Raw genomic sequence first — 15,634 nt, 5'->3', positions numbered from 1 at the left:
GGATCCGATGCCTAAACTGACCATCGACGGCCTCGAAGTCGAGGTGCCCGCCGGGGCGACCGTGCTTCAGGCCTGCGAAGCGGCCGGCGCCGAGATCCCCCGCTTCTGCTATCACGAGCGCCTGTCCATCGCCGGCAACTGCCGCATGTGTCTGGTCGAGCAGGAGCGGGCGCCCAAGCCGATCGCGTCCTGCGCCATGCCGGCCGCCGACGGGATGGTGATCCACACCAACACCGAGCGGGTGAAGAAGGCCCGCGAGGGCGTGATGGAGTTCCTGCTGATCAACCATCCGCTCGACTGCCCGATCTGCGATCAGGGCGGCGAGTGCGATCTGCAGGATCAGGCCATGGCCTATGGCCGCGGCCAGAGCCGTTACGACGACGAAAAGCGCGCGGTGAAGGACAAGGATCTGGGTCCGCTGATCCAGACCTGGATGACCCGCTGCATCCACTGCACCCGCTGCGTGCGTTTCGCCACCGAGATCGCCGGTGTGCCCGAGATGGGCGCGACCGGTCGTGGCGAGCACATGGAGATCGGCACCTATGTCGAGAAGGCCCTCAGCTCCGAGCTGTCGGGCAATATGATCGACCTGTGCCCGGTGGGGGCGCTGACCTCGAAGCCCTATGCCTTCAACGCCCGCCCCTGGGAGCTGAAGAAGACCGAATCGATCGACGTGCTCGACGCGGTCGGCGCCAATATCCGCGTCGATGTCCGCGGCCGCGAGGTGCTGCGCATTCTGCCGCGCCTGCACGAGGACGTGAACGAGGAGTGGCTGGGCGACAAGAGCCGCTTCGCCTATGACGGGCTGAAGCGCCAGCGCCTGGACCGCCCCTATATCCGCGAGAACGGCCGCCTGCGTCCCGCCGGCTGGGATGAGGCCTTCGAGGCGATCCGTGCCCGCCTGGCGGGCCGTGATCCGAAGAAGGTCGCGGGTCTCGTCGGCGATCTGGTCGATTGCGAGGCGATGACCGCCTTCCGCGATCTGATGCGCGATGTGATCGGGACGGTCCATGTCGATTGCCGCCAGGACGGCGCCGCTCTGGACCCGACCCAGCGTTCCAGCTGGCTGTTCAACAGCACCATCGCCGGCATCGAACAGGCCGATGCGGTGCTGCTGGTCGGTACCGATCCGCGCCGCGAGGCGCCGCTCGTCAATGCCCGCTTCCGCAAGCGCTGGCGCAAGGGCGGCTTCCGCGGCTGGTCGATCGGGCCGAAGCTTGAGCTGACCTGGCCGGTCGAAGATCTGGGCGACGACGCAACCCGCCTTGAGGCGATCGCGTCCGGCGCCGATCCGCTTGCCGAAGTGCTGCGCAATGCCGAGCGGCCGATGATCGTGGTCGGCATGGGGGCGTTGACCCGTGCCGATGGCGCCCGGATCCTGGGGGCCGCCCGCAAGGTTGCCGAGCGTTGCGGCATGGTCCGCGACGGCTGGAACGGCTTCAACGTCCTGCAGACCGCGGCTGCCCGCGTCGGCGGCATGGAGCTGGGCCTGGTGCCGGGCGAGGGCGGTCTTTCGACCCGCGAGATCGTGGCTGCGGCCGGCCGTGGTGAGATCGACACGGTGTTCCTGCTGGGTGCCGACGAGATCCAGACCGACGCGCTGGGCGATGCCTTCGTGATCTATCAGGGCCATCACGGCGACGCCGGCGCGCATCGCGCCGATGTGGTGCTGCCGGGTGCCGCCTATACCGAAAAGAACGCGACCTACGTGAACCTCGAAGGCCGTCCGCAGCGGGCGCATCTGGCAGTGTTCCCGGTGGGCGAGGCGCGCGAGGACTGGAAGATCCTCCGGGCGCTCTCGGGCGTGCTCGGCAAGGCGCTGCCTTATGACGACCTCTCTGGCGTGCGTGCCCGGATGGCGGCGATCGCGCCGCGGCTGGCGAAGATCGACCGTATCGAGCCCGCGGGTCTGGGCGGTGCCTTTGGCCAGACCGGCGCTCCGGACAAGGCGCCGCTCGCCTCGTCGGTCACCAACTACTACATGACCGACCCGATCTCGCGAGCGTCGAAGACCATGGCGACCTGCACCGCGATCTATGCGGGCAACCCGCTCCAGCAGGACAAGGTGACCGGCACCAATGGCTGAGTTCTTTTCCGGATATGTCTGGCCCGGGGTGATCATCGTCGCCCAGATTCTGGCCATCGTGCTGCCGCTGCTGATCGCGGTCGCCTATCTGACGCTGATGGAGCGCCGCGTGATCGGCTATATCCAGCTGCGTCGCGGCCCGAACGTCGTCGGTCCTTTCGGCATGCTTCAGCCCTTCGCTGACGCGCTGAAGCTGCTGACCAAGGAAACCATCATTCCCTCGCGCGCGAACCGGTTCCTGTTCCTGTTCGCGCCCATGCTGACCCTTATCCTCAGCCTGGTTGCCTGGGCGGTGATCCCCTTCGATGACGGCTGGGTGCTTTCCGACATCAATGTCGGCGTGCTCTATCTGTTTGCGATCTCGTCGCTCGGCGTCTACGGCATCATCGTCGCCGGCTGGGCCTCGAACTCGCGCTATGCCTTCCTGGGTGCCCTGCGCTCGGCGGCACAGATGGTGTCCTACGAGGTCTCGATCGGCCTCGTGATCATCACGGTGCTGCTGTGCGTCGGATCGCTGAACCTGTCGGAGATCGTGCGGGCGCAGGAGACGGTGTGGTTCGCCATCCCGCTCTTCCCGATGTTCGTCGTGTTCTTCATCTCGGCACTGGCCGAGACCAATCGTCTGCCCTTCGACCTTCCGGAAGCGGAAGCGGAGCTCGTCGCGGGCTATAACGTCGAATACTCGTCGATGCCCTTCGCGCTCTTTTTCCTGGGCGAGTACGCCAACATGATCCTGATGAGCGGGATGACCACCATCCTGTTCCTCGGCGGCTGGCTGCCCCCGCTCGACATCGCGCCGCTGAACTGGATTCCGGGCGTGGTGTGGTTCGCGATCAAGATCTTCCTGCTGCTGTTCACCTTCATCTGGATCCGTGGCACGTTCCCGCGCTACCGCTACGACCAGCTGATGCGCCTGGGCTGGAAGGTCTTCCTGCCGTTCTCGCTGCTGTGGGTGGTGCTCACCGCCGGTGTGCTGGTCGGTTTCGGCTGGCTGCCCGGGCAGTAAGGCCCCTGATGCAGCCTGTCCGGCCGGCGGCCGGGCAGGGGACCCAGAATGCGGGGACGCGTGCTTGCCAAGCGCGCTTCCCGGAGTAAGGTAAGCCCGCCATCCGGGCCGGTCCATGCCGGGCCGTCCCGGACGGGGGAGGAGAGGTTGAGATGGCATCCATCGGCCAGACCGCACGCGCATTCCTGCTCACCGAGATCGTGAAGGGCATGGCGCTGACGTTGCGCTACTTCTTCAAGCCGAAGGTGACGCTGAACTACCCCTATGAGAAGGGCCCGATCAGCCCCCGCTTCCGCGGTGAACATGCGCTGCGCCGGTATCCCAACGGCGAAGAGCGCTGCATCGCATGCAAGCTGTGCGAGGCGATCTGCCCGGCTCTGGCAATCACCATCGAGGCGGAGCCGCGTGCCGATGGCAGCCGGCGGACCACCCGCTACGATATCGACATGACCAAGTGCATCTATTGCGGGTTCTGCCAGGAGGCGTGCCCGGTGGATGCGATCGTCGAAGGCCCGAACTTCGAGTTCGCGACCGAGACGCGTGAGGAACTGTTCTACGACAAGGCCAGGCTCCTCGCGAACGGCGACCGGTGGGAACGGGAAATCGCGGCCAATCTGGCCGACGTTGCCCCCTACCGTTGACGGTAAGAGATCGCCGGCCCCGATGAGGGGCCGGCGGACGGTTTGAAGGGACCCGCCGCCGCAGCGGGTGCCATGCGACAAGAAACGAGATCGGACGAGGGCGGAGAATGGTTCTTCAGGCGCTGGCCTTCTACCTCTTCGCCGCGGTGACGGTGGCATCGGGCGTGATGGTGATCACCGCCCGAAACCCGGTTCACTCGGTGTTGTTCCTCATTCTGGCCTTCTTCAACTCGGCCGGCCTGTTCGTGCTGCTGGGTGCCGAATTCCTGGCGATGATCCTGGTCGTCGTCTATGTCGGCGCCGTGGCGGTGCTCTTCCTCTTCGTGGTGATGATGCTGGACATCAACTTCGTCCAGCTCCGCGAAGGCTTTCAGCGATATCTGCCGGTCGGCGCGCTGATCGGGCTGGTGCTGGCAGCGGAACTGGTGCTCATCGGCGGCAGCTACGGGCTGTCCGATGCATCCCAGCCGCTGTTCGCTGCACCGGTCGGCGTGCCCGAGGGCGTCTCGAACGTCGAGGCGCTGGGCCAGCTTGTCTACACCAAGTATGTCTATCTCTTCCAGGCTGCCGGTCTTGTGCTGCTGGTCGCGATGATCGGTGCGATCGTCCTGACCCTGCGCACCCGCCCCGGCGTCGTCCGTCAGGACCCTGCCAAGCAGAGTGCGCGGACGATCGAAGAGTCGGTCGAGATCAAGAAGGTCCCAACGGGTAAGGGCATCTGATGAGCATCGGCGTCGAGCATTATCTGGTCCTGGCCGCGATCCTGTTCACCCTCGGGATCTTCGGGATCTTCCTGAACCGCAAGAACGTCATCACGATCCTGATGTCGATCGAACTGATGCTGCTTGCGGTGAACATCAACTTCGTCGCTTTCTCGACCCAGCTCCAGGATCTGGTGGGGCAGGTTTTCGCGATGTTCGTCCTTACCGTCGCTGCGGCCGAAGCAGCGATCGGCCTCGCCGTGCTCGTGGTCTACTTCCGGAACCGCGGCTCGATCGAGGTCGAGGACATCAACCTGATGAAGGGCTGAGGCCGCGATGTACGTCGCACTGATCCTGCTTCCGCTCGCGGCGGCGATCGTCGCCGGCTTCTTCGGCCGTGTGATCGGCGATCGGGGGTCGCAGCTCGTGACCACCGGCGCCGTCGGCCTGGCCGCGCTGCTCTCCGTCGTCGCCTTCTTCGATGTCGCCGTCGGCGGCAACGCGACCACCGTCAACCTCTTCACCTGGATCCGCTCGGGCGAACTCGCCTTCTCCTGGGCGCTCCGGATCGACTCGCTGACCGCCGTCATGCTGATCGTGGTCAACGGCGTCTCGTTCATGGTTCATATCTACTCGATCGGGTATATGAGCCATGACCCCCACAAGCCGCGCTTCATGGCCTATCTGTCGCTGTTCACCTTCGCGATGCTGACGCTGGTGACGGCCGACAATCTGGTTCAGATGTTCTTCGGCTGGGAAGGCGTCGGTCTGGCCTCGTATCTGCTGATCGGCTTCTGGTACAAGCGGCCCTCGGCGAACAAGGCGGCGATGAAGGCCTTCGTGGTCAACCGCGTTGGCGACTTCGGCTTCTCGCTGGGCATCTTCGCGCTGTTCCTGGTGACCGGTTCGGTCGGTTTCGACGCGATCTTCGCCGATCTGGGCTCGGTGGCTGGCACCAGCATCGACTTTCTCGGCATGACCCTGCCGACGATCGAGGTCATCGCGGTGCTGCTGTTCATCGGCGCGATGGGCAAGTCGGCGCAGCTTGGCCTGCACACCTGGCTGCCGGATGCGATGGAAGGCCCGACCCCGGTTTCGGCCCTCATCCATGCCGCCACCATGGTGACGGCGGGTGTGTTCATGGTCGCGCGCCTGTCGCCGGTCTTCGAGCTCACCAGCTTCACCAGCGACATGATCACGGTGATCGGCGCCTCGACCGCCTTCTTCGCGGCGACGGTCGGCCTCACCCAGACCGACATCAAGCGGGTCATCGCCTATTCGACCTGCTCGCAGCTCGGCTACATGTTCTTTGCGGCGGGTGTCGGCGCCTATCCGGCGGCGATCTTCCATCTGATGACCCACGCCTTCTTCAAGGCGCTGCTCTTCCTGGGCGCGGGTTCGGTCATCCATGCCATGTCCGACGAGCAGGACATGCGCCGGATGGGCGGCATCTGGAAGCTGATCCCGGTCACCTACACCTTCATGTGGATCGGCTCTCTGGCGCTTGCCGGTCTGCCGCCCTTCGCCGGCTTCTTCTCGAAGGACATGATCCTCGAGACCGCCTATGCGGCCCATACCGGTGTCGGCGCCTATGCCTTCTGGCTCGGTATCGCGGCGGCGTTCATGACCGCCTTCTACAGCTGGCGCCTGCTGTTCATGACCTTCCATGGCAAGCCGCGCGCCGACAAGCACACCATGGACCATGTCCACGAAAGCCCGCTGGTCATGACCGCGCCGCTCTTCCCGCTGGCGGTGGGCGCGATCGTCGCCGGCTATATCGGCCTGCCGATGGTCGATCCGGAGCTGCACTTCTGGAACGGCGCGATCACCATGCTGGGTGAGCACAACATCCTGGAAGAGGCACATCACGTGCCGCTCTGGGTGAAGCTGCTGCCGCTGGTGATGAGCGTGGGTGGCATTGCGCTGGCCTGGTTCCTCTACATCCGCCGGCCCGATCTGCCGGGCAAGATTGCCCGCGACTTCTCGGGGCTGCACAAGTTCCTGCTCAACAAGTGGTATTTCGACGAACTCTACGACGCGATCTTCGTGCGGCCTTCGCTCTGGATCGGTCGCCTGTTCTGGCAGACCGGTGATCGCAAGATCATCGACGGCCTCGGCCCCGACGGCATCGCCGCGGTGTCGGTCGATCTGGCGCGGCGTGCCGGGCGCCTGCAGTCCGGCTACGTCTACCACTACGCCTTTGCCATGCTCATCGGTCTCGCGCTGATCGTGTCCTACTTCTTCTTCGGTCTGGAGGCCGGCTGGTGATGACGGATTGGCCGCTTCTCTCAACGGTCGTCTTCCTGCCGCTGATCGGCGCGGGTTTCATCCTGCTGATCCGTGGGGACGAGGCGACCGTGGCCCGCAACGCCCGCAGCGTCGCGCTGTGGACGAGCGTCATCACCTTCCTGATCTCCCTGCTGCTGTGGACGGGCTTCGACAGCTCGACCGCTGCCTTCCAGTTCGTCGAGAAGGCGGAGTGGTTCCCGGGCTACGGGATCGACTACCATCTCGGCATCGACGGCATCTCTCTCTGGTTCGTTCTGCTCACCACCCTGCTGATCCCGATCTGCGTGCTGGCGAGCTGGGAATCGATCACCAGGCGGGTGAAGGAATACATGATCGCGTTCCTCGCCATGGAAACGCTGATCATCGGCTCCTTCGTTGCCCTCGACTTCGTCCTCTTCTACTTCTTCTTTGAGGCGATGCTGATCCCGCTGTTCCTGATCATTGGTATCTGGGGCGGCAAGCGGCGGATCTACGCGTCCTTCAAGTTCTTCCTCTACACCATGCTCGGCTCGGTGCTGATGCTGGTGGCGCTGCTCTACATGTACTTCCAGGCCGGCACCACCGACATCCCGACCCTGATGGCGACGCCCTTCGGCCGTGAGGCGCAGATCTTCCTGTGGCTGGCGATGTTCGCCTCGTTTGCGGTGAAGATGCCGATGTGGCCGGTGCACACCTGGCTGCCGGACGCCCATGTCGAGGCGCCGACCGCCGGTTCGGTGCTGCTGGCGGGCATCCTGCTGAAGGTCGGCGGCTACGGCTTCCTGCGGTTCAGCCTGCCGATGCTGCCCGATGCGAGCCAGTATTTCGCACCGCTGATCTTCGGCCTCTCGATGGTGGCCGTGGTCTACACCTCGCTGGTGGCGCTGGTGCAGGGCGACATGAAGAAGCTGATCGCCTACAGCTCGGTAGCCCATATGGGCTTCGTGACCATCGGCATCTACACCTTCAACACCCAGGGCATCGAAGGCTCGATCATTCAGATGCTCAGCCACGGGCTTGTTTCCGGCGCGCTGTTCCTCTGCGTGGGCGTTGTCTACGACCGCATGCACACCCGCGATATCGACCGGTATGGCGGCCTGGTGAACCGGATGCCCGGCTATGCGCTGATCTTCCTGTTTTTCACCATGGCCTCGATCGGCCTGCCCGGCACCTCGGGTTTCGTGGGCGAGTTCCTGGTTCTGGTCGGCGCCTTCCAGGCCAATACCTGGGTTGCCTTCGTTGCCGCCTCCGGCGTGATCCTGGGCGCCTGCTACATGCTGTGGCTCTACCGTCGGGTGGTGTTCGGCGAGCTGGTCCGCGAGGATCTGAAGGGCATTCTCGACATGAACCGTCGTGAAGTCCTGGCCTTTGCGCCGCTGGTGGTGCTCACCCTCTGGATGGGCATCTATCCCGAGACCTTCCTCGAGCCGATCCGCGCCTCGGTCGCCAACCTGCTCACCCAGGTTCAGGTCGAGAAGGCCGCCATGGTGCTCGACACCGTGAACCAGCTCGCACAGCGCTGACGAGAGGCATCGAGGCACAAGATGACGTCCTATCCTCTTCCCGATCTCGCCCCGGCGCTGCCCGAGCTCTGGCTCGCAGCGCTGGCCCTTGCCCTCGTCGTCGTCGGCGTCTTTTCGGGCAAGGACAAGGCCACCGGCCTGCTGTCCTGGCTGGCCGGCATCGGCTTCGCCATTGCTGCCGTGCTGATCGTCACCGGCCCCGAGGGGCGGGCGGTGACCTTCAACGGCATGTTCGTGACCGACAGCTTCGGGGCCTTCATGAAGGTGCTGGTGCTGATCGCGTCGATCTTCTCGCTGATCATGGCCCGCGACTACCTCGTCCGCGAAGGCGTGGTGCGCTTCGAATATCCGCTGCTGATCGTGCTCGCTACGGTCGGCATGATGATGATGATCTCGTCGAATGACCTGATCGCGCTCTATATGGGCCTGGAGCTGCAGAGCCTGTCGCTCTACGTGCTCGCCGCCTTCAAGCGTGACAGCGTGCGCTCGACCGAGGCGGGTCTGAAGTATTTCGTTCTGGGGGCGCTGTCCTCGGGCATGCTGCTCTATGGCTGCAGCCTGATCTACGGCTTCGCCGGTTCGACCAGCTTCGAAGCCCTGGCGCAGAGCCTGCAGGGCCAGCCCTCGCTGGGCGTGCTGGTGGGCCTGGTCTTCATCCTGGTCGGTCTCGCCTTTAAGATCTCGGCGGTGCCGTTCCACATGTGGACGCCCGACGTCTATGAAGGCGCGCCGACCAGCGTGTCGGCCTTCTTCGCCATGGCGCCTAAGATTGCGGCGATGGGCCTGCTGATCCGTGTGCTGGCCGAGCCGTTCGGCGGCCTGGTCCAGAGCTGGCAGCAGATCACCTGGTTCATCTCTGTGGCCTCGATGGTGCTGGCGGCCTTCGCGGCCATCGGTCAGACCAATGTCAAGCGGCTGCTCGCCTACAGCTCCATCGGCCATGTCGGCTATGCCCTGGTCGGCCTTACCGCCGGCACGGCGGACGGCTTCCGTGGCGTTGCCGCCTATATGGCGATCTACCTGTTCATGACGCTCGGCACTTTCTCGATCGTGCTGGTCATGCGCCGCCAGGGCCGCATGGTTGAAGAGATCGCTGATCTGGCCGGCCTGTCGCGCTCGCGGCCGGTGCTCGCCTTCGTCATGGGTGCGATGATGTTCTCTCTGGCGGGCATTCCGCCGCTGGCAGGCTTCATCGGTAAGCTGTTCGTCTTCCGTGCGGCGGTGGATGCCGGCTTCATCGTCCTCGCGGTGATCGGCGTGGCATCCAGCGTGGTGAGCGCCTTCTACTATCTGCGCGTCGTGAAGGTCATGTATTTCGACGAGCCGGCCGAGGCGCTGGACCGGGGTGTCAGCCCCGGCCTGACGGTGACGCTGGGTGTCAGCTTTGCCTTTACGATGCTCTACTTCATCTGGCCGGGCCTGCTGCTCGACTATGCCGGGCAGGCCGCAGCGGCGCTGATGCCGTGACCGCGGTTGCAGACGGCGTGCCGGAACTGCCGCCGGCCTTCACGGTGGTGGCGTTGGACGAGGTGGAAAGCACCAACCTCGAAGCGCGCCGCCTGGCCGAGGCCGGCGCGCCGGATGGCACCCTGGTCATCGCGTCCCGACAGACGTCGGGGCGCGGTCGCCAGGGCCGCCAATGGCTGTCACCGACCGGCAATCTGTATATGAGCCTTCTGCTGCGCCCGCAGGTTCCGATCGGACTTGCGGCGCAGCTTTCTCTCGTCTCGGGACTGGCGATGGCGGATGCCGTCGGGGCGATCCTGCCCGCCGGTGCCGCCCTGCGCCCGGCGGTCAAATGGCCGAACGACCTGCTGCTGGCGGGCGAGGGGACCGTCGGCAAGCTGAGCGGCACCCTGCTGGAGAGTGGCGAGGACGCCCGCGGCCTTTATGTGATCGCGGGCATCGGCGCCAATATCCGGGTGCATCCCGGGCCGACCGATGGTGTGTTTCCGCCGATCGTGCTGGCAGAACAGCCCGGCGCACACCATCTCATGGTTCGGGATCTTGTGGAGGCGTTCGGCCCCGCCTTCCTCAACCGTCGTGCGGCCTGGATGCGGGGCGGCCTGGCGGCCATCAGGGAAGATTGGCTGGCGGCAGCCTATGGCATCGGACAGACGGCGACCGTGCGCTATGGCACAACGCCGGTGACCGGTCGGTTTGACGGCATCGATGAAGACGGATCGCTGTTGCTCACACAGCCGGATGGCAGCATCCGCCGGCTGGCAGCCGGCGAGGTGGTATTTGCGAAACCGCCGGTAACGGGCGGCGCATGAACGATATGACACGGGAAGGACGACGCCCATGCTGCTCACCATCGATGTCGGCAACACCAACACGGTGTTTGCGGTTCATGACGGCGATGGCTGGCGCGGGCAATGGCGGGCGAGCACCGATGGCCGGCGCACGGCGGATGAATATGCTGTCTGGCTGCTGCAGCTGTTTGCGCTGGAAGGGCTGACCGTCGACGACATCCATGCGGTGATCATCTCGTCGGTGGTGCCGCAGACCAAGTTTTCGCTCCGGCAGCTGTGTCTGAAGTATTTCCGGTCCGAGCCGATGATGATCGGCGATCCTGAGGTCAATCTCGGGCTTCGGATCGATATGGATCGTCCGCGCGAAGTGGGCGCGGACCGCCTGGTGAATGCCATCGCCGCCCACAAGATCTATGGTGGCGACCTGATCGTGATCGACTTCGGCACCGCCACGACGTTCGACGTGGTTGGTGCCGACGGCTCCTATCAGGGTGGCGTGATCGCGCCGGGCATCAACCTGTCAATGGAGGCGCTGCACCGCGCCGCCGCGAAACTGCCGAGGATCGCCGTGGAACGCACGGAGAAGGTCATCGGCAAGGATACCGTGCCGGCAATGCAGGCCGGCGTCTTCTGGGGGTATGTCGGGCTGATCGAGGGTCTGGTGCGCCGGATCGTCGATGAATACGGCAAGCCGATGACGGTGATCGCCACTGGCGGTCTCGCCCCCATCTTCTTCAACGCGACCGATGCGATCCAGCATGCCGACCCGGATATCACCCTGGTCGGCCTGCTGGAAATCCACCGGCTCAACATTTCCGAGAAGGCATGACACGACAGAAGGATGACGCGCTACCCCCGACCGTGAGGATCGAGCCGGGCGAGGAATTGCTGTTTCTGCCGCTGGGTGGGGCCAACGAGATCGGGATGAATCTCAATCTCTATGGCTGCCGCGGCACCTGGGTGGTGGTCGATTTCGGCCTGGGCTTCGCCGATGACCGGCTGCCCGGTGTCGATGTCGTCCTGCCCGACATTGCATTCCTTGAGGCCCGGCGCGACGCGATCGCGGCGATCGTGCTGACCCACGCCCACGAGGATCATCTGGGCGCGGTTCCATATCTCTGGCGGCGGCTCCGGCTGCCGATCTACGCCACGCCTTTCGCCGCCGCCGTGGTGCGTGCCAAGCTGAAGGAATCCGGCGTTTCGGAGCGCGAGATCGACATTACCGAGATTCCACTCGGCGGCCGCCTGCAACTGGGGCCGTTCGACATGGAATTCGTGTCGCTGACCCATTCCATCCCCGAACCGAACGCGATCGCGATCCGCACGCCCTTCGGCACGGTGATGCATACCGGCGACTGGAAGATCGATCCTGAACCCCTGGTCGGCGACGTGACCGACGAGGACCGGCTGCGTGAGATCGGCGAGGAAGGCGTCCTCGCCATGGTCTGCGACTCGACCAACGTGTTCCGTGAAGCGGATGCGGGGTCGGAAGCCGATGTGCGCGCGAAGCTCGGAGATCTGGTCAAGGGCCGTAAGGGCCAGGTCTTCGTGGCGACGTTTGCCTCCAACATCGCCCGGGTCGAGACGGTGGTCAAAGCCGCGGCCGATGCCGGGCGCAAGGTCGTGGTGCTGGGCCGCGGGCTCGACCGTATGATTCGGGCCGCGACCGAGACCGGCTATCTCGACATTGCCGATCTTCTGGCCAGCGATCGCGAGGCCGGCCGGCTGCCGGCGGAGCGTCTGCTTTATCTGGTGACCGGCTGCCAGGGCGAGCCCAATGCGGCACTGGCCCGCATTGCCCGCGGGGAGCATCCGGCTGCGGATCTGCGCGAGGGCGATACGGTTCTGCTCTCGTCACGCCAGATCCCCGGCAATGAACGCAAGATCGGCCGGCTGCTGAACCAGCTGGCCCGTCAGGGCGCCGAGGTGATCACCGAGAAGGATGCCGACATCCACGTCTCGGGCCATGGCGGCCGCGACGAGCTGGCACGGATGTATCGTTGGGTGAAACCACGTATCGCCGTGCCCGTGCATGGCGAGCCGCGCCATCTGATCGAGCACGTCGCCCTGGCCCGCAGCCTTCAGGTCCCTGAGGCGGTGACGGTGGAGAACGGTGCGTTGATCCGCCTGGCACCGGGGACGCCGGGGCGCGTCGCCAGGATCGCGAGTGGTTATCTCGTCGCGGACGGCACGGAGATACTGCCGGCAGATGGCGAGGTGATCCGTGCCCGCAAACGCATGCTCTACGAAGGGGCCGCCTTCGCCACCGTGGTCGTCGATCAGTATGGCGAGTTGAAGGTTGACCCCAGAGTGGCGCTGCCCGGCCTGGTTGACCCCGATGATGCCGAGGACAGCCTTGCCGCCGATCTGGTGGAGGATCTGGCCGAGGCGATCGACGGGCTGGACGACGATGAGGTGCTGAAGGACGAGCGCATCCACGAAGTCGCCCGCCTGGCGCTGCGCCGCCGGCTTCGGACCCGACGGGGTAAGAAGCCCTTGATCGACGTGCATGTCGTGAGAATCTAGGTCATGATGTTGCGTTGCGAGCCGACAGGACGCAATGCGGCCACCGCAACGCAACATCCGCCCCGACGGTGCGGGAGACCACCGGGTACAATCAACAGCAAGAACGGGTGCCGGCATGCGGGTCCGGCCCCATCGTGAGGAGACAAAGAGCCGATGATCGGACGCCTCAACCACGTGGCCATCGTCGTCCCCGACATCGAGGCAGCGGCGAACCTGTACCGGAACACCTTCGGCGCCACCGTCTCGGCCGCCAAGGACCAGCCGGCCCATGGCGTGACCACGGTCTTCGTGCGTCTCGACAACACCGCGATCGAATTGCTGCATCCGCTGGGCGAGAACAGCCCGGTGGCCAAGTTTCTGGAGCGCAACCCCACCGGTGGCGTGCACCATGTCTGCTACGAGGTCGAGGACATCTATGCCGCGCGCGACAAGCTGAAAGCCGACGGCATGCGGGTGCTGGGTGATGGCGAGCCGAAGATCGGGGCCCATGACAAGCCGATCCTGTTCCTCCATCCCAAGGACACCAACGGCACGCTGGTCGAGCTGGAGCAGGTCTGAGCGGTCGTCCGGTCAGATCCGGGTCTTTTGCGACGCCCGCCGGTCAGATGCGCCCGGCGGGCGTCGTGCGTCATGGTCCTTGCACATACGGGAGCCCTCGCCCGATGCAGAGCTGGTTCACCGCCGCCCTGGTCTATGTCATCGTCTGGTGGCTGTTGTTCTTCATGGTCCTGCCGATCGGGGTGCGACACGACCGGAAGGACGAGCACGCCGAAGCTTCGGGCGCGCCACGCAACCCGCGCATGTTGATCAAGGCGGGGATCACCAGCCTGGTGGCCGTTGCCGTTACCTACGGCATTGATCAACTGATCCGTTCAGGCATGCTGGCCGGCCTGGTGCAGTAGAGGCGGGCTCAGACGCCCCGCACCAGTGCCAGCCGCAGCCCCAGAGTCATCAGCACCCCGCCGGTCAGGCGATCGATCCAGGGGCCGATCCGCAGCAGGCGATGGCGGATCCCGGGGCTGCCGATGAAGCAGGCGACACTGCCGAACCAGAGCAGTTCGACGGCGACCATCGTAACGCCGTAGAGGATCTTCACCGGCTCGGGCGTTGCCGGGTCGATGATCTGGGTGAACAGCGCCAGGAAGAAGATCGACACCTTGGGGTTCAGCAGGTTGGTTGCGAAGCCGGCCATCATCGAGGCTCGGTAGCTGCGCGGTTCGATGGCCGTATCGGCGGCCATCCCGGCAGCCACGATCGGGGAGTGGCGCGAGAACAGGGCCTTGCCGCCGATCCAGATCAGAAAGGCGGCCCCCGCCCAACGCAGCACATCATAGGCCCAGGGCGTGTTGGCGATCAGCACCGTGATGCCGACAAGGCCGAATGTGGCGTGCACGGCGTTGCCGCAGGCAAGGCCGGCTGCCACCGCGAAGCCATGGGCACGACCGCGGCTGAGGGTGGTGCGCATGGTGATGATCAGATTGGGGCCGGGCGACATCGCCCCAAGCATGCCGATGCCAAAGATCGCAGCCCAGGCCAGGAACAGGCCGTCGGGCAGTGTGTTGCTGACCATGGGACGCTCATCCGTCGAGGAAACCGCTGGTCATGATCGGGCAGCATGGTCGCTGGTGCAAGCGTCGGCCTAAGCCGCGCAGCGTCCGGGGAGCAGGGCACGCAGCCGTTCGGCGACGAAGCCCGTGAAGGATTGGGCGAGGGCCTGCGGCGCCCTGGCCTCACCGAAGACGGCCAGTTCCACTTCGCCCAGGGGCGGGAAACCGTGTTCGTCGGTCAGCAGCCTGAGCCCGGCGGGCACGGTCGAATCGCAGAGTACCCCGATGCCGAGGCCGGCGGTCACCGCCGCCGAGACGCCGGAGACGCTTTCCGAGGTATAGACCACCCGCCAGCGCCGCAGACGCTGGTCCAGTGCCTCGATCGCCCGCGCGCGGAAGATGCAGGGGGCGGGCAGGGTGCAGAGCGGCAGTGGTGCCTGGACATCGATCTGGAAATCGGGAGCAGCGACCCAGCGCAGCGGCTCGGTCATCAGCACCCGGCCCCGGTCGACCCCGGCATCGCGGTTGGCGATGACCAGATCGACCGTCCCCCGATCGAGTGCCTCCATGAGGCTTGAGCCCATGGCGGCGCGAACCTCTACCCGCACCCGCGGATGAGCGCGGGCGAAGGCCGACAGCACCGCCGGCAGATGGCGCGGGACAAAATACTCCGCGACGCCGATGCGCAGCTCCCCCTCGGCCTCGGGTTCCGAGAAGCGGTGCAGGGTTTCATCGTGGAGCGCCAGCATCCGCCGTGCATAGCCGAGCAGCAGCTCGCCATCGGCAGTCAGGGCCAGCGAGCGGCTGGTACGGGCGAAGACCCGCCGCCCCAGAATCTCTTCCAGCCGGCGGATCTTGACGCTGACAGCCGACTGCGTGCGGCCAAGCCGTTCCCCCGCCGTGGTGAAACCACCGGTCTCGGCCACCGCCAGGAAGCTGCGCAGCAGATCGATATCCAGATCGGGCTGGCTCATCACCCACCATCCATGAAGAAACGTGTTTCTTGGGATTGAGACTATTCATTTCCATCATGAATCAGGCCGCGCTTCAATACGGTTCTACGGAATGCCTCTCACCCCGG

15 protein-coding genes are annotated in these 15,634 nt (G+C 65.3%); 13 read left to right on the top strand and 2 right to left on the bottom strand.

Annotated elements, in window-relative coordinates; genetic code table 11:
- Positions 1-7 precede the first annotated feature (7 nt).
- The 13 genes from nuoG (at position 8) to P7L68_RS17620 (ending at position 13,908) form a co-directional block, all read left to right on the top strand.
- A complete protein-coding gene (nuoG, locus tag P7L68_RS17680) occupies positions 8-2,086 on the top strand; it encodes an NADH-quinone oxidoreductase subunit NuoG (protein ID WP_372000331.1) in 2,079 nt (692 codons plus the stop codon).
- On the top strand, positions 2,079-3,092 hold the full coding sequence (gene nuoH, locus P7L68_RS17675; protein ID WP_372000329.1) for an NADH-quinone oxidoreductase subunit NuoH: 1,014 nt from the start codon (positions 2,079-2,081) through the stop codon (positions 3,090-3,092). The genes nuoG and nuoH overlap by 8 nt, the downstream gene beginning before the upstream one ends.
- Before the next feature lie 152 nt (positions 3,093-3,244).
- Positions 3,245-3,733 (top strand): NADH-quinone oxidoreductase subunit NuoI, encoded by a 489-nt coding sequence (gene nuoI / locus P7L68_RS17670; RefSeq protein WP_062761416.1) that lies wholly within the window; start codon positions 3,245-3,247, stop codon positions 3,731-3,733.
- Between the two features lie 107 nt (positions 3,734-3,840).
- Positions 3,841-4,455 carry an NADH-quinone oxidoreductase subunit J gene (locus P7L68_RS17665; RefSeq protein ID WP_372000328.1) on the top strand — a complete coding sequence of 205 codons (615 nt, stop codon included), beginning with the start codon at positions 3,841-3,843 and terminating at the stop codon, positions 4,453-4,455.
- Complete coding sequence (gene nuoK, locus P7L68_RS17660; protein WP_014745484.1) at positions 4,455-4,763, top strand: NADH-quinone oxidoreductase subunit NuoK; 309 nt, start codon at positions 4,455-4,457, stop codon at positions 4,761-4,763. The genes P7L68_RS17665 and nuoK overlap by 1 nt, the downstream gene beginning before the upstream one ends.
- A gap of 7 nt (positions 4,764-4,770) precedes the next feature.
- Positions 4,771-6,702 carry an NADH-quinone oxidoreductase subunit L gene (nuoL, locus tag P7L68_RS17655; protein WP_372000326.1) on the top strand — a complete coding sequence of 644 codons (1,932 nt, stop codon included), beginning with the start codon at positions 4,771-4,773 and terminating at the stop codon, positions 6,700-6,702.
- Positions 6,702-8,225, top strand: coding sequence for an NADH-quinone oxidoreductase subunit M (locus P7L68_RS17650; RefSeq protein WP_372000324.1), 1,524 nt, complete (start codon positions 6,702-6,704; stop codon positions 8,223-8,225). Before nuoL ends, P7L68_RS17650 begins: the two co-directional genes overlap by 1 nt.
- A gap of 21 nt (positions 8,226-8,246) precedes the next feature.
- Positions 8,247-9,692 carry an NADH-quinone oxidoreductase subunit NuoN gene (gene nuoN, locus P7L68_RS17645; protein ID WP_372000323.1) on the top strand — a complete coding sequence of 482 codons (1,446 nt, stop codon included), beginning with the start codon at positions 8,247-8,249 and terminating at the stop codon, positions 9,690-9,692.
- Positions 9,689-10,501, top strand: a complete 813-nt coding sequence (locus P7L68_RS17640) for a biotin--[acetyl-CoA-carboxylase] ligase (RefSeq protein WP_372000322.1) — start codon at positions 9,689-9,691, stop codon at positions 10,499-10,501. Before nuoN ends, P7L68_RS17640 begins: the two co-directional genes overlap by 4 nt.
- A 28-nt stretch (positions 10,502-10,529) precedes the next feature.
- Positions 10,530-11,309, top strand: coding sequence for a type III pantothenate kinase (locus P7L68_RS17635; RefSeq protein ID WP_372000320.1), 780 nt, complete (start codon positions 10,530-10,532; stop codon positions 11,307-11,309).
- Entirely contained in the window at positions 11,306-13,006 is a 1,701-nt protein-coding gene (locus P7L68_RS17630; protein ID WP_372000319.1) for a ribonuclease J, read from the top strand. The genes P7L68_RS17635 and P7L68_RS17630 overlap by 4 nt, the downstream gene beginning before the upstream one ends.
- A gap of 153 nt (positions 13,007-13,159) precedes the next feature.
- Positions 13,160-13,564 (top strand): methylmalonyl-CoA epimerase, encoded by a 405-nt coding sequence (gene mce / locus P7L68_RS17625; RefSeq protein ID WP_372000317.1) that lies wholly within the window; start codon positions 13,160-13,162, stop codon positions 13,562-13,564.
- Between the two features lie 104 nt (positions 13,565-13,668).
- Positions 13,669-13,908: a DUF1467 family protein gene (locus P7L68_RS17620; RefSeq protein WP_372000315.1), complete on the top strand. Its 240-nt coding sequence runs from the start codon at positions 13,669-13,671 to the stop codon at positions 13,906-13,908.
- A gap of 8 nt (positions 13,909-13,916) precedes the next feature.
- On the opposite strand, the gene P7L68_RS17615 is transcribed toward P7L68_RS17620, so the two are convergent.
- The gene (locus P7L68_RS17615; RefSeq protein WP_372000313.1) at positions 13,917-14,576 is read right to left on the bottom strand and encodes a LysE family translocator; all 660 of its coding nucleotides are present in this window, start codon (positions 14,574-14,576) and stop codon (positions 13,917-13,919) included.
- Positions 14,577-14,645: 69 nt separating this feature from the next.
- Positions 14,646-15,527: a LysR substrate-binding domain-containing protein gene (locus tag P7L68_RS17610; RefSeq protein WP_372000312.1), complete on the bottom strand. Its 882-nt coding sequence runs from the start codon at positions 15,525-15,527 to the stop codon at positions 14,646-14,648.
- Positions 15,528-15,634 lie beyond the last annotated feature (107 nt).

Origin of the sequence: Tistrella mobilis, from assembly GCF_041468085.1 — a bacterium.
Classification (GTDB): Bacteria; Pseudomonadota; Alphaproteobacteria; order Tistrellales; family Tistrellaceae; genus Tistrella; species Tistrella mobilis_A.
The sequence above is the reverse complement of the archived record's forward strand: the minus strand, read 5'-3'. Positions and strand labels throughout refer to the sequence as shown.

What these genes read in the sequence shown, in the direction of transcription:
- nuoG (WP_372000331.1), top strand. Translation starts at nt 8, where the DNA reads ATGCCTAAACTGACCATCGACGGCCTCGAAGTCGAGGTGCCCGCCGGG.
- nuoH (WP_372000329.1), top strand. Translation starts at nt 2,079, where the DNA reads ATGGCTGAGTTCTTTTCCGGATATGTCTGGCCCGGGGTGATCATCGTC.
- nuoI (WP_062761416.1), top strand. Translation starts at nt 3,245, where the DNA reads ATGGCATCCATCGGCCAGACCGCACGCGCATTCCTGCTCACCGAGATC.
- P7L68_RS17665 (WP_372000328.1), top strand. Translation starts at nt 3,841, where the DNA reads ATGGTTCTTCAGGCGCTGGCCTTCTACCTCTTCGCCGCGGTGACGGTG.
- nuoK (WP_014745484.1), top strand. Translation starts at nt 4,455, where the DNA reads ATGAGCATCGGCGTCGAGCATTATCTGGTCCTGGCCGCGATCCTGTTC.
- nuoL (WP_372000326.1), top strand. Translation starts at nt 4,771, where the DNA reads ATGTACGTCGCACTGATCCTGCTTCCGCTCGCGGCGGCGATCGTCGCC.
- P7L68_RS17650 (WP_372000324.1), top strand. Translation starts at nt 6,702, where the DNA reads ATGACGGATTGGCCGCTTCTCTCAACGGTCGTCTTCCTGCCGCTGATC.
- nuoN (WP_372000323.1), top strand. Translation starts at nt 8,247, where the DNA reads ATGACGTCCTATCCTCTTCCCGATCTCGCCCCGGCGCTGCCCGAGCTC.
- P7L68_RS17635 (WP_372000320.1), top strand. Translation starts at nt 10,530, where the DNA reads ATGCTGCTCACCATCGATGTCGGCAACACCAACACGGTGTTTGCGGTT.
- P7L68_RS17630 (WP_372000319.1), top strand. Translation starts at nt 11,306, where the DNA reads ATGACACGACAGAAGGATGACGCGCTACCCCCGACCGTGAGGATCGAG.
- mce (WP_372000317.1), top strand. Translation starts at nt 13,160, where the DNA reads ATGATCGGACGCCTCAACCACGTGGCCATCGTCGTCCCCGACATCGAG.
- P7L68_RS17620 (WP_372000315.1), top strand. Translation starts at nt 13,669, where the DNA reads ATGCAGAGCTGGTTCACCGCCGCCCTGGTCTATGTCATCGTCTGGTGG.
- P7L68_RS17615 (WP_372000313.1), bottom strand. Translation starts at nt 14,576, where the DNA reads ATGGTCAGCAACACACTGCCCGACGGCCTGTTCCTGGCCTGGGCTGCG.
- P7L68_RS17610 (WP_372000312.1), bottom strand. Translation starts at nt 15,527, where the DNA reads ATGAGCCAGCCCGATCTGGATATCGATCTGCTGCGCAGCTTCCTGGCG.